Source organism: Tardiphaga sp. GW822-FHT04G09, from assembly GCF_058800725.1.
Genome location: NZ_JBXAMO010000015.1, coordinates 14182 through 26918, shown reverse-complemented (window position 1 = coordinate 26918; position 12737 = coordinate 14182). Strand labels below are relative to the sequence as shown.

Here is a 12737-nt window from a genome sequence, read left to right as displayed (position 1 = left end):
CGTGGCCAAGCTGCCCTAGACCTTAACGCATTTTAACGATATCGCTCGACCTGTCCGGCGCCGCATGCGGCAAACGGACGGAAGTCGGGACGCCCTATGCGATTTTCTGCCCTTACGACCGATCGAGCCAGATCGCGCCTGATCCAGGCTGCGCTGTCGCTGACCGTAGCGTTCGGGCTTGCCGGCTGCGCCAATGTCCCCAATTCGGGCGGCGCCATGAATGCGCAGGCCAGCCTTTCCAGCCCGACAGGCGCTACAGTCGCATTCGAGTCCATAGACGGGCCGCCGCCGCAGGTGTTCGACCGGATGGTCAACCTTTTGGATAGTGAAGCGCGTCTGCGCAACCTTGCGGTTGTATCGCGCAAGGACAGCGCTGCTTTCCGGGTCCGCAGCTATCTGGCGGCCCAGGTTCGCGGCGGTCAAACCTCGATCGCCTGGGTCTGGGACGTCTATGACCGCGACCAGAATCGCGCTTTGCGCCTGAGTGGCGAGGAACAGGCTGGCAAGGGCGGACGCGACGCCTGGGCCGCGGCCGACGACCTTGTTCTGCGGCGGATCGCGCAAGCGGGGCTCACTGGTCTCAATGGTATGATCAACGGGACCATGCCCGGCGATCAGGAGCCGGCCCCGGTGTTACGTGGCAACGGACCCGCCATCGCAAGCACTGATGAATTGCCCGTGCAGGCCACCGCATTTGCCGAGACGCGCTGACTTCAGCTCACGTTAAGCAGAGGCCGTTTTTACGCAGGAAAACAGCGCGCCACGGGTTGCCAGCGGACCGTCGACCTTGATATCACCTCGCTCAACTAGACGAGTTCTTGTGGGTAATCCGATATGCTGAACGTTGTATCCACCAAGCCGCGGGGAGACGCGTCGATGTCGGCCAAGAACGGTTCGATCAAACTGGTCGCCGGTAATTCCAATCCTGCCCTTGCACAGGAAATCGCGACCGCGCTGAATATCCCGCTGACCAAGGCCAGCGTCCGGCGCTTCGCCGACATGGAAATCTTTGTCGAGATCCAGGAAAACGTCCGCGGGTCCGACGTCTTCATTCTTCAATCCACGTCGTTCCCGACCAACGACCATCTGATGGAATTGCTGATCATCACCGATGCGCTGCGCCGCGCTTCCGCGCGCCGCATCACCGCGGTGATCCCCTATTTCGGCTACGCTCGCCAGGATCGCAAGGCCGGTGGCCGCACCCCGATCTCGGCCAAGCTGGTCGCCAACATGATCACCCATGCCGGTGCCGACCGCGTCATGACGCTCGACCTGCATGCCGGGCAGATCCAGGGTTTCTTCGATATCCCGACCGACAACCTCTACGCCTCGCCGCTGATGGTGCGCGACATCAAGGACAAGTTCGATCTCGCCAATGTGATGGTGGTGTCGCCCGACGTCGGCGGCGTCGCCCGTGCCCGCGGCCTTGCCAAGCGCATCAACGCCCCGCTCGCCATCGTCGACAAGCGCCGCGAACGCCCCGGTGAATCCGAGGTGATGAACGTGATCGGCGACGTCGCCGGCTACACCTGCATCCTGATCGACGACATCGTCGACTCCGGCGGCACGCTGGTGAACGCTGCCGATGCGCTACTCAAATACGGCGCCAAGGAAGTTTCCGCCTACCTCACCCATGGCGTGCTGTCCGGCGGCGCCGCCGCGCGGATCGCCAATTCCAGGCTCAAGGAACTTGTCATCACCGACTCGATCCAGCCGACCGAGGCCGTGGCCAATTCGAAGAATATCCGCGTGCTCTCGGTTGCCTCGCTGATCGCCGAAGCGATCGGCCGCACCGCATCGGAAGAGTCGGTATCGAGCCTGTTCGACTAAGGCTCGCGCTTCTACACGATCCCCGCCGCCACCTGCCCGCGCAGACGCTCCAGACTGAGCAGCGTCTCTGCGCAGGCTGCGGCAACCTTGAGGCCACTCTCCGCGAAGTGCTTGCGGAAGAATGCCGCACGCTCTTCTGTCTCATGGAAATCCTCCGGCGCCGTCACGGCCGAGAACACCGGGATCTCGGTGCGCAACTGCACATCCATCAGCGCGCGGATGACCGTGTCCGCCACGAAGCCGCGGGTGCCGCTGTCGACCACAAGGCCGGCCGCGACGATCGCCGTGTAGCGCCGCGTCTTGGCCAGCACCTGCACATGTAGGGGGATCTCAAACGAGCCGGGCACTTCGAACAGATCGACCTGTGACGGGCTGATATGACGCGCCTCGATCTCGCTCAGAAATGACTCCCAGCAGGGCGCAACGATGTCGCGATGCCAGGACGACTGCACAAAGGCGACGCGCTGGGGCTTGGCAAAGCGCGGGTGCTGCTGGACAGCGGATGACTCGGACGTTGTGTCGTTCATGGCCTGATACTTTCGTTACAGCCGAACTATGCCGAAACCGAACCAGCCCAGCAAGGCCAACCACAGGCCGTATCGGAGCCCGACAGGCATCCCGCGAGGCCGAGAAAGCTCACAGCCCCCGCGGCGGAATCAATGGTTACCACCCCAACCGGACTCGCGGCACGCGAGGGCGCACCGCACAGACTCGCGATCCGGGAATCCGATTCCGGTTTGTTCTCATTGCGGCGAGATGACCTGTGGATGAGCGCCGGTTTGTCTGTGGATGGATTCGTGGTGCCGTTGCGCAGATTCAGCAAATCACATCACTTCAAACTCGCAAGGTCTGGACGAATAGAGCTTGCAGCCTGCAGCGACGCTCCGACATTTTCGCGTACCGGCCAGCTGTTTGCATCATCACATTTCAAGAGCAAGGTCGCGACGGCATGTCACTCCTCGAAGGTACTATCGATTCACGGCTCAACCCACTCGCGGTTGTCGAGGATATTGCCGCCGATCATAACTGGGCGTTCGAGCGCTCCGGCGAAGACGAAGTCACAATTGTTTCCAAAGGTGACTGGATCGATTACCAGCTCTCTTTCACCTGGATGAATGAGATCGAGGCGCTGCATCTGGCTTGCGCCTTCGACATGAAGATTCCACCTGCACGCCGCGCCGAAGTGCAGCGCCTGATCGCCATGATCAACGAACAGATGTGGGTCGGTCATTTTGATATCTGGACTCACTCAGGCATGGTGATGTACCGGCAGGCACTCGTGCTGCCCGACGGCCTCACCGCGACGAGCGCACAATGCGAAGCGATGCTGGTTTCGGCGATCCATTCCTGCGAGCGCTACTATCCGGCATTGCAGTTCGTGGTGTGGGCCGGCAAGACCGCAGCCGAAGCAATGTCTGCTGCGATGTTCGACACTGCCGGCGAAGCATGACCGACGCGCCGGTCATCACCGTGCCGGATGCGCCCGGCGAGGCCGAACGACTGGTGGTCGCAAATGCGTTGCTGGCCTACAATACCAACACCGTTGGCCCCAACAATTACCAGCCGCTCTCGATCCTGATCCACGATCCCGCGACCGGCGAGCCGATCGGCGGCATCTGGGGCAAGACGGCGTTTAACTGGTGCTTCGTCGAGCTGTTCATCGTGCCCGAACAGTTTCGCGGCCAGGACATCGGCTCGAAAGTCCTCGCCAAGGCGGAAGAGATCGCGCGTGAGCGCGGCTGCATCGGTCTGTGGCTCGATACCTACTGGTTTCAGGCGCGCAGCTTCTACGAGAAGCAGGGCTATGAGGTGTTCGGCGAAATCCCCGACTATCCGCGCGGCGGCCCGCGCTACTTCCTGAAAAAGAGCCTCATCTAGACCGGTTCAGGCTGTGCAGCCCGCCCCGCAATGTTATGGTCCCGGCCGTTCTGACAGCCGGGATTTTGCGATGACCTCTCCGACACCCTCACGCGGGCTCAACACCATCGACGGCCATATCGTGCTGGCGGGCGCCGGCAAGATGGGCGGCGCGATGCTGACCGGCTGGATCGCCGGCGGCCTCGATCCCAAGCGCGCCGTTGTGATCGACCCGTATGTCTCCGACGAGATCAAGGCGCTCGCGGCAAAGGGCGTCCGCCTCAATCCGGATGTGAAGGACATTGACGCTGTTGCCGCGCTCGTTCTTGCTGTGAAGCCTCAGATGTTCGCCGAGGTCGGCCCGACCCTGCGTGTGATCGCCGGATCGTCGCTGGTGGTCTCGATCATGGCCGGCACGACCATCGCCGGCATCGTCAAAACCTGCGGCGGCAAGGTGGTGCGCGCGATGCCGAACACGCCGGCCGCCATCGGCCGCGGCATCACCGTGGCGGTTGCCGCGAGCGACGTATCGCAGGAGCAACGCGGCCTGACCGACGCACTGTTGCTTGCCACCGGATCGGTGGAATGGGTCGAGGACGAGAGCCTGATCGACGCCGTCACGGCCGTCTCCGGCTCGGGCCCTGCCTATGTGTTTCTGCTGGCCGAAGAAATGGCTCGCGCCGGCGTTGCTGCGGGTCTTCCACCCGAGCTCGCCATGAAACTTGCACGCGAGACCGTGTCCGGCTCCGGCGAGCTCCTGCGCCGGTCCGATCTCGACGCGGCAACGCTGCGCAAGAACGTCACCTCGCCTGGCGGCACCACTGCAGCGGCTCTCGGTGTCCTGATGGCCGACGATGGTTTCGAACCGTTGCTGACGCGCGCCATCGCTGCGGCAACCGCGCGGTCGAAAGAACTGGCGAAGTAACTACACCGGCACCCGGACCACCGCACGCAGTCCGCCCATCGGACTATCCATCAGCGTGATATCGCCGCCATGGGAGCGCGCGATATCGCGGGCGATGGCGAGGCCAAGGCCTGTGCCGCCTTCGTCCTGATTGCGCGCATCGTCGAGCCGCAGGAACGGCTTGAACACTTCCTCGCGCATATCGGCGGGAATGCCCGGACCGTCGTCATCGACAGTCACCGTCAGATAGCGGTGGTCGCGATGGCCGGTGATGGCGATGTCATTGGCGTGGCGCGCCGCGTTCGAAACGAGATTGCCGAGGCAACGCTTGAACGCCGCCGGCTTCACCGTGACGATCGGCAGGCCATGAAACGTGACCGTCGCCTTGTGGCCGTTGCGCTCGGCATCGCTGCGCAATTCTTCCAGCGCCGCAGCCATGTCGGTCGGCTGCGCCTGCTCACCGCTGTCGCCGCGCGCGAAGGCGAGATAGGCCTCGAGCATGCCGGACATCTCGTCGATATCCTTGCGCATGCCATCGACTTCCGGACCGTCCTCGATCAGCGCCAGTTCGAGCTTGAAGCGCGTCAGGATGGTGCGCAGATCGTGCGAGACGCCGGCCAGCATGGCGGTGCGCTGTTCCATCGCGCGTTCGATACGCGCCTTCATCTCGATAAAGGCATTGGCGGCACGACGGACCTCGCGCGCGCCGCGCGGCCGGAAATTCGGCGCCTCGCGGCCTTTGCCGAAACTCTCGGCGGCGTCAGCCAGTCTGAGGATCGGACGGATCTGGTTACGCAGGAACAGGATCGCGACGATCAGCAGGATCGAGGACGTCCCCACCATCCAGAACAGGAAGATTTCGGAATTCGACGCATAGGCTGCGCTGCGCTGGGCAAAGACGCGCATCACGGCGTCATCGAGCTGGATGCGGATTTCCACCAGATTGGAGCGCCCGACGGTATCGATCCAGAACGGCCGCGTGATCTGCCGACCGATCTGGACGGACAGCGCCTGATCAAGCAACGAGAAGAACGGCTTCGGACCGGGCGGCGGCATGTCACCGAGCGGCAGGAAATCCACCACGAGGCCAAGGCGCTGCTGTGCGATGGCCTTGATCTGCGTGCGGTCCTTGTCCTGCGGATAGACCTTGTAGACGTCGATCAGCGTTGCGATGTCCTGCACCACGGCCTGCGACAGGCGGCGCGTCACCGTGTTCCAGTGCCGCTCCATGAAGACGAAGGCCACCACCGACTGCAGCAGCACCATCGGCACGATCATGATCAGCAGCGTGCGGGCATAGAGCCCCGTGGGCATCACGCTCTTGAAGCGCCGGCCCATCAGACTGTGCGCCGCGGAGACGCGGCCTGCCGCCGAGCGGAGGATGGTGATGCCGGTGTCGAGCGTGCTCATCGCGCAAACTTCATGGACTATGGCGATGCGACGAGGCGATAGCCGATGCCACGCACGGCCTGCAGAAACAGCGGATTGGCCGGATCGGTCTCGATCTTGCGGCGCAGGCGATTGATCTGCACGTCCACCGCACGCTCGTTCACGGTGCCACCGCCACCCGTGAGTTCGCCGCGCGGCACGGTCTCGCCGGGCGCTGCGGCCAGCACGCGCAGCATGTCACGCTCGCGGTCGGTGAGATGGATGATCTCGTCGCCCTGGCGCAGCTCACCGCGCGCGAGGTGATACACATAGGGCCCGAACTGCAGAGACTCCGCGCGTTCGACCGGCACCGGCGCACTGCGCTTCAGAATATTTGCGATGCGCAGCACCAGTTCACGCGGCTCGAACGGCTTCGCAACATAATCATCCGCGCCGATCTGCAATCCCTCGATCCGGCTTTCCGCCTCGTGCCGCGCCGTCAGCATGATGATCGGCACGGCCGAGGCCGTCCGAATGAAGCGTGCGAGCTCGAAGCCGGTCTCGCCTGGCATCATCACATCGAGGATCAGGAGATCGAAATGCAGCCCGAGCAGCTTGGCGCGCGCTTCCTTGGCACTCGGCGCCGTAGTGACGCGGTAGCCTTCGCCAGAAAGAAAGCGCGAGAGAAGATCGCGAATACGGCGGTCGTCATCGACCAGGAGCAGATGCGGCGCATCGTCGGCCAATGGCACCGGCATTCGTTTGGCGGCCTGAGCTAACGTCATGTCTTGTTCGTCCTGCCGTCAGTTTTTGCGGATCCCTGACTCAAGATGACCTGCAGCACCTTGTCGGGATCATTGCGGTCGATCATTGCCGAGAGAAAACTCCCGATCGCTTCAACTTCGACCGGCGTAAAATCCTTCAGCGCGCGGTTGATGCGATCGGTTTGCAAACCCGCGAGCTGCGCGACCAGAGCTTCGCCTTTGGCAGTGGCGAAAAGAAGCCGCTGCCGCCGGTCGGCCTCGCCGGATTTCTGCACGATATACCCTTCATCGAGCAATTGCTTGAGGACACGGCCCAGCGACTGCTTCGTGATGCGCAGGACATCGAGCAGATCGGCAACCTTCAGGCCGGGATAGCGATGCACGAAGTGAACGACGCGGTGATGGGCACGCCCGAAGCCAAACTGGTCGAGCACGTCATCGGGATCGCCCACGAAGTCACGATAGGCAAAGAACAACAGCTCGATGATGTCCCAGCGGGGCTGTCTCGCAGGATCGCCGCTGGATTGCCGCTGGATCGTCTCAAGCGATCGGGAAACCGCGTCCTTAGAATTTACGTCAACCATATTGACATATCTTGGGTTCAATCTTACAAAACTGACCATCGCGACGAAATATTAGAACTCTCGCCGCATGGTCCAATAGGACCGATCTGAGAACCATACCGGACTTCGGCATGGCGCTAAAGCCTGTCCTGGGACATCCACCGGGACCGGAAACGCTTTTGCCGTGGGTCCGGACTTGACGTAGAACATTAACGCCGCCGCTAGCCGCCGCGCCGTACGCTAGGAGTAAGGTCATGGGAATTTCGTTCGATAAAGTCGATGGCGCGACCTGGCTGAAGTTCGACGTGCAGCCCGCAGCGAATGCGGTGTCCGAGGCAGACCGCGCAGAAAAGCTCAGGGATCCGGGCTTCGGCCGGGTTTTCACCGACCATATGGCCATCGTCCGCTATAATCAGACCGACGGCTGGCATGGCGCGCGCGTCGAATCCCGCGCGAATTTCCCGCTCGATCCCGCAGCCGCCGTCCTGCATTACGCGCAGGAGATTTTCGAAGGGCTCAAGGCCTATGTGCGTGAGGACGGCGGCGTCAATCTGTTCCGTCCCGATGCCAATGCAAGGCGCTTCCGGAATTCGGCCGATCGCATGGCCATGGCCCCGCTGCCCGAAGCCGTGTTCATCGAAGCGGTCGAGCAACTCGTGCGCATCGACCGCGCCTGGATTCCATCGGGCGAAGGCAGCCTCTACCTGCGCCCCTTCATGGTCGCGAGTGAGGTCTTCCTCGGCGTGAAGCCGTCCGCGGAATATATCTTCGCTGTTATCGCCTCGCCGGTGGGCTCCTATTTCAAGGGCGGCCCCGCCCCGGTGTCGATCTGGGTGTCGGAGAACTACACACGCGCTGCGATCGGCGGCACCGGCGCCGTCAAATGCGGCGGCAACTACGCCGCGAGCCTGCGCGCGCAGGCGGAAGCCAGCGATCACGGCTGCGATCAGGTCGTGTTCCTGGATGCGGTGGAGCGCCGCTACATCGAAGAACTTGGCGGCATGAACATCTTCTTCGTGTTCGAGGACGGTTCACTGCTGACGCCGCCGCTCGGCACGATCCTGCCAGGCATCACGCGCGATTCGATCATCGCACTGGCGAAGGACAAGGGCACGCAGGTGCGCGAAGAGGCCTACACGCTCGACCAGTGGCGTGCCGACGCTGCCAGCGGCAAGCTGAAAGAGGCCTTTGCCTGCGGCACGGCGGCGGTCATCTCGCCCATCGGCCAGGTGCGCTCCGCGAGCGGCGATTTTACCATCAATGGCGGCGCGGCTGGTCCCGTCACGATGGGACTGCGCAAGCAGCTGGTCGACATTCAGTACGGTCGCGCACCCGACCCGCATAACTGGATCCGCAAGGTTCTGTAAGCGCGAGCGCTTCGAGACGACAAATGCCGCAGCCTTTCGAGGCTGCGGCATTTTTATTTGGCTCAGGTCGTCGGCACGAGCCCGAGTTGCTCGCGCCTCGTCCAGCGCCAGAGCATGACCGGCGCCACCACGGCAAGACCTGCGGCCAGTCCGATCCAGATGCCAACGCCGCCAAAGCCCAGCTTGAATGCGAACAGCAGGCTGAGTCCCATGCCGAAGCCCCAGTAGCCCAATGCGGCAAAGATCATCGGCATGCGCGTATCCTGCAATCCGCGCAGCATCCCCGCAGCCACCGACTGCGCGCCATCCGCAATCTGGAACACCGCCGCGCAAAACAGAAACGACATGGCCGTGTCGATGACGACGGCATTGGCGGGATTGCTCAGATCCATGAAAGCGCCAATCAGGACCCGCGGCGCAGCCAGCAACAACATGCTCATCGACGCCATGAATGCCACCGCAAGGCCGAATGCTGTCCACCCAGCCCGCGCGATCCCATCGCGATCCAAGGCGCCTTTGGCCAATCCAACGCGAACGGTTGCCGCCTGGCTTAGTCCCATCGGTACCATGAAGGAGATCGATGCGATCTGGATTGCAATCGCATGCGCCGCAATGGCGGCCGTTCCAAACTGCCCCATCAGGAACACCGCCGCATTGAAGACGGTAATTTCGAATGCGAGCGTTGCGCCAATTGGCGGGCCGATGCGCCATAGCTTCGCGAGGCGCGGCCAATCGGCGCGCCACCAGTTGCCGAACAGATGGTAGCGCCGAAACTTCGGATGCCATGCGACGACGAGAGCAAAGACCGCAAACAGAAAGACGTTCGACAGAGTGGTCGCGAGACCCGAGCCGCGCAAACCCATCTCCGGAAATCCGAGATGGCCGAATACTAGCACCCAGTTGGCCGCCGCATTGAACAGAATGGTCGCGCCGGTCACCACCAGTGCCCAGAGCGGGCGCTGCACAGCGGCGACGAAGGAGCGCAATACGATGAAGCCGAGCGCAGGCAGAAAGCCCCACTGCAGCATATGCATGAATGCCTGCGCATCGGCAGCCGCCTGCACCTGTTGACCGAATAGCAACAGGATCGCTTCCGTATGCCAGAAAACAATCCATGCCGGCACCGAGACAATCAGCGCCGTCCACAAACCCTGCCGAAACGTTCGCCGGACATCGCGCACCGCATGCAGCTTGCGGCCGATAGCCTCCGCCATCATCGGTGACGTCGCCGTGACGAGGCCGATGGCAAATATCAGAATGGCGAGATAGACATTCACGCCGAGCGCCGACGCAGCCAAAGCCTCCGCGCTCACGCGGCCGAGTATGATGACGTCAGTCGTCGTGAGCGCGATCTGCGCCAGATTCGTCAGCACCAGCGGCCAGCCGAGCGCCAGCGTCGCCCGCAATTCGGCGAGCCACAGATCGCGCGTCAAAGCCTTCTGACCGACAGCCAGCAGCATGGAATCCTTGTCGATTTGAGTGACGCGGCTGCAAGGGATGTCGCGTCAAAATCCGTCCGGCAACGATGTCGGACATTCACACATCAAAATGCGCGTGAAGATGCCGTGATAAACGCTACGAGGGTGTTTGGCCAGACGCCGGACCTAGCTGGCGCCGCGACCTTGCAGCGCAGCAGCGGACACCCAGAACACCTCGCCTTCGGAGTCTTCGGTGTCCAGCCAGATCAGTGGCAGATCGGGAAAGGCTTCATCGACATTGGCGCGGCCGCGACCGATTTCGCAGAGCAGACCGCCATGCGGGTTCAGGTGATCGCCAGCCTGTGCAATGATCTTCCTGACGATATCGAGCCCGTCATTGCCGCCATCGAAGGCCATTGCGGGTTCCGCCAGGCATTCGTCGGGCAGATCAGCCATGCCCTGCGCATCGACGTAAGGCGGATTGGTGATGATGAGATCGTAGCGGGTGTTGCCGAGCGGTTCGAACAGATCGCCCTTGTAAAGCGTCAAACGCTCATCGAGCCCGTAATCAATGACGTTGCGCATGGCGACGGCGAGCGCTGCGGGCGACAGATCAACGGCATCGACCTGCGCATTGGGGAAAGACTGGCTCGCCAGGATCGCGATACAGCCTGAGCCGGTGCAGAGATCCAGCACGCTTTCGATTTCCATGGGATCGTCGATCAGCGAGCCGCCCTCGCCGTCGTCACCGCTGAAATGCGAATCCAGCAATTCACCGATGAAGGAACGCGGCACGATGGTGCGCTCATCCACATAGAACGGCAGGCCACGCATATAGATCTTGTTGACCAGATAGGCCGCCGGTTTGCGCGTCGTCACGCGGCGATGAATGACGTCGAGGATCTGCCTGCCTTCGGCCGCAGTGACCCGCGCCATGGCGAAATTCTCGAACTGGTCGGGATGCAGATGCAGGACTTCGCAGACGATGAAGGCGGCTTCGGCCACAGGATCCGTCGTACCGTGCGCAAAAGCGAGCCTCGCCTCGATGAAGCGGCTGGTGGCATAGCGCACATAATCGAGCAGCGTCACGAGTTCGCCCGGCGCCACCTTCGGCAGGGTCGCAGTCGCGATCCTCTTCACCGAGGTCTTTGCCTTTGCAGAAGCCTTGCTCGCGGATTTCCTGACCACTTTCTTCGCGGTCTTTTTCACAATCTTCCTGGCCATCATTTATCCCAGCGCGCCGCAGCGTCGTCATCGTCGGTCTTCGCAGCAATCCAGCTGCTGCCACCGGCGGTTTCCTCGCGCTTCCAGAACGGAGCATGCGCCTTGAGGTAATCCATCAGAAACTCGGCGGCCTGAAACGCCGCCTGACGGTGCGCCGACGCGGTCAGCACCACCATGATATTCTCGCCGGGCAAAATGCGGCCGACACGGTGAACGATCGTCAGCCCCGTCAGCGGCCAGCGCGTCATCGCCTCGTCGGCATGACGCCCGATCTCCGCTTCGGCCATGCCGGGATAGTGCTCCAGCTCCAGCGCCGTGGTCGCATCGCCACTCTCACTTGAGTTTTCCTGGCTGCGGCAAATGCCGCTGAACGTGACCACCGCGCCGATATCGGTACGGCTCGCCGTCAGCGCTGCGATTTCGCTGGAAACGTCGAAATCGGCATGCTGGATGCGAATGGTCACGTTGGAAGTCATGAGGTCAACGCAGTCGTTGGTGAAATCAGCCGCCGGTCATCGGCGGGAAGAATGCAATCTCGCGTGCGCCAGCGATGACGGTATCGGGCCGTACATGGTTATGGTCGATAGCGGCACGGATCACTTTAGGCGTCTCGAACGCATAGGCATATTCGTCGCCGCGCGTACTCAGCCATCCGATCAGATCGCCGACCGTGCGCACGGTTGCCGGCGGCTCGACCGTCTCTTCGGCCTTGCCGATTCGCTCGCGCACCCAGGCGAAGTAGACGATCTTCATGCATCCTCCGCGATGAGGTGATGAATGCCGGCGCGGAAATAGTCGTAGCCTGTATAAATGGTGACGAGCGCGGAAATCCACAGCAGCAGCAGGCCAAGCTGTGTCGTGATCGGGATCACCTGATCGCCGGCCTCGCCGGCCAGCAAGAACCCGATGGCGATCAACTGGGCCGTCGTCTTCCACTTCGCCACCCTGGAGACCGGGACGCTGACCCGGAGCGCGGCGAGATATTCGCGCAGGCCGGAGACCAGAATCTCGCGACACAGGATCACGATGGCCGCCCACAGGGTCCAGCCATGGATGATGCCATCAGCCGCCAGCATCAACAGGCAAGATGCCACCAGCAGCTTGTCGGCGATCGGATCAAGCATCCGGCCGAAGGCCGACTGCTGATTCCAGATCCGGGCGTAATAGCCATCGAGAAAATCCGTGACCGCAGCGCCGATAAAGACGGCCAGCGCGACCCAGCGCAGCCATAACGGGCCATCCATGATCGACTGCGAATAGATGCAGCCGACCACCACCGGAATGGCGGCAATGCGGGCCATGGTCAGGATATTTGGCAGGGACATCGCGGAGTTCGCGGCCCGTCTCGTGGTCACTGTCATCCGTCTTACCAATACTGCCAGAGCGCAGAGGTCAACCGCCAGAGAAGCTGGAGCGGCTTAGTTTACCGCAAAACTGTCCCG

At 62.4% G+C, this 12737-nt stretch carries 15 protein-coding genes; 6 read left to right on the top strand and 9 right to left on the bottom strand.

What is annotated here, in order from left to right:
- Positions 1 to 96: 96 nt before the first annotated feature.
- Positions 97 to 711 carry a hypothetical protein gene (locus AC1RLZ_RS21950; protein ID WP_493190313.1) on the top strand — a complete coding sequence of 205 codons (615 nt, stop codon included), beginning with the start codon at positions 97 to 99 and terminating at the stop codon, positions 709 to 711.
- A gap of 165 nt (positions 712 to 876) precedes the next feature.
- Complete coding sequence (locus AC1RLZ_RS21945) at positions 877 to 1830, top strand: ribose-phosphate pyrophosphokinase (protein ID WP_371421229.1); 954 nt, start codon at positions 877 to 879, stop codon at positions 1828 to 1830.
- Between the two features lie 11 nt (positions 1831 to 1841).
- Here AC1RLZ_RS21945 and AC1RLZ_RS21940 read toward each other — a convergent pair whose 3' ends face one another.
- Complete coding sequence (locus AC1RLZ_RS21940; RefSeq protein WP_493190312.1) at positions 1842 to 2357, bottom strand: 6,7-dimethyl-8-ribityllumazine synthase; 516 nt, start codon at positions 2355 to 2357, stop codon at positions 1842 to 1844.
- 422 nt (positions 2358 to 2779) lie between these two features.
- Between AC1RLZ_RS21940 and AC1RLZ_RS21935 the strand changes: the two genes are divergently transcribed.
- The 3 genes from AC1RLZ_RS21935 (at position 2780) to proC (ending at position 4612) form a co-directional block, all read left to right on the top strand.
- A complete protein-coding gene (locus tag AC1RLZ_RS21935) occupies positions 2780 to 3280 on the top strand; it encodes a type III secretion system chaperone family protein (protein WP_371421230.1) in 501 nt (166 codons plus the stop codon).
- Positions 3277 to 3708: a GNAT family N-acetyltransferase gene (locus AC1RLZ_RS21930; protein ID WP_493190311.1), complete on the top strand. Its 432-nt coding sequence runs from the start codon at positions 3277 to 3279 to the stop codon at positions 3706 to 3708. The genes AC1RLZ_RS21935 and AC1RLZ_RS21930 overlap by 4 nt, the downstream gene beginning before the upstream one ends.
- Positions 3709 to 3778: 70 nt before the next feature.
- On the top strand, positions 3779 to 4612 hold the full coding sequence (gene proC / locus AC1RLZ_RS21925; protein ID WP_493190310.1) for a pyrroline-5-carboxylate reductase: 834 nt from the start codon (positions 3779 to 3781) through the stop codon (positions 4610 to 4612).
- On the opposite strand, the gene AC1RLZ_RS21920 is transcribed toward proC, so the two are convergent.
- The 3 genes from AC1RLZ_RS21920 to AC1RLZ_RS21910 are packed head-to-tail and all read right to left on the bottom strand — an operon-like array spanning position 4613 to position 7307.
- The gene (locus AC1RLZ_RS21920) at positions 4613 to 6001 is read right to left on the bottom strand and encodes an ATP-binding protein (protein ID WP_493190309.1); all 1389 of its coding nucleotides are present in this window, start codon (positions 5999 to 6001) and stop codon (positions 4613 to 4615) included.
- Positions 6002 to 6018: 17 nt separating this feature from the next.
- Positions 6019 to 6744 (bottom strand): response regulator, encoded by a 726-nt coding sequence (locus AC1RLZ_RS21915; RefSeq protein WP_493190308.1) that lies wholly within the window; start codon positions 6742 to 6744, stop codon positions 6019 to 6021.
- Positions 6741 to 7307 (bottom strand): MarR family winged helix-turn-helix transcriptional regulator, encoded by a 567-nt coding sequence (locus AC1RLZ_RS21910; protein ID WP_493190307.1) that lies wholly within the window; start codon positions 7305 to 7307, stop codon positions 6741 to 6743. The genes AC1RLZ_RS21915 and AC1RLZ_RS21910 overlap by 4 nt, the downstream gene beginning before the upstream one ends.
- Before the next feature lie 233 nt (positions 7308 to 7540).
- Here AC1RLZ_RS21910 and AC1RLZ_RS21905 point away from each other — a divergent pair, with 233 nt between their 5' ends.
- Complete coding sequence (locus tag AC1RLZ_RS21905) at positions 7541 to 8653, top strand: branched-chain amino acid aminotransferase (RefSeq protein ID WP_493190306.1); 1113 nt, start codon at positions 7541 to 7543, stop codon at positions 8651 to 8653.
- Between the two features lie 62 nt (positions 8654 to 8715).
- Here AC1RLZ_RS21905 and AC1RLZ_RS21900 read toward each other — a convergent pair whose 3' ends face one another.
- The 5 genes from AC1RLZ_RS21900 to pgsA all read right to left on the bottom strand — a co-directional run bounded on the left by AC1RLZ_RS21900 (position 8716) and on the right by pgsA (position 12656).
- The gene (locus AC1RLZ_RS21900) at positions 8716 to 10113 is read right to left on the bottom strand and encodes an MATE family efflux transporter (protein ID WP_493190305.1); all 1398 of its coding nucleotides are present in this window, start codon (positions 10111 to 10113) and stop codon (positions 8716 to 8718) included.
- Between the two features lie 144 nt (positions 10114 to 10257).
- On the bottom strand, positions 10258 to 11295 hold the full coding sequence (gene prmB, locus AC1RLZ_RS21895; protein WP_493190304.1) for a 50S ribosomal protein L3 N(5)-glutamine methyltransferase: 1038 nt from the start codon (positions 11293 to 11295) through the stop codon (positions 10258 to 10260).
- Positions 11295 to 11771, bottom strand: a complete 477-nt coding sequence (locus tag AC1RLZ_RS21890) for a molybdenum cofactor biosynthesis protein MoaE (protein WP_493190303.1) — start codon at positions 11769 to 11771, stop codon at positions 11295 to 11297. Before AC1RLZ_RS21890 ends, prmB begins: the two co-directional genes overlap by 1 nt.
- 25 nt (positions 11772 to 11796) lie before the next feature.
- The gene (gene moaD, locus AC1RLZ_RS21885; protein WP_493190302.1) at positions 11797 to 12048 is read right to left on the bottom strand and encodes a molybdopterin converting factor subunit 1; all 252 of its coding nucleotides are present in this window, start codon (positions 12046 to 12048) and stop codon (positions 11797 to 11799) included.
- On the bottom strand, positions 12045 to 12656 hold the full coding sequence (pgsA, locus tag AC1RLZ_RS21880) for a CDP-diacylglycerol--glycerol-3-phosphate 3-phosphatidyltransferase (RefSeq protein WP_089261825.1): 612 nt from the start codon (positions 12654 to 12656) through the stop codon (positions 12045 to 12047). Before pgsA ends, moaD begins: the two co-directional genes overlap by 4 nt.
- Between the last annotated feature and the right edge of the window lie 81 nt (positions 12657 to 12737).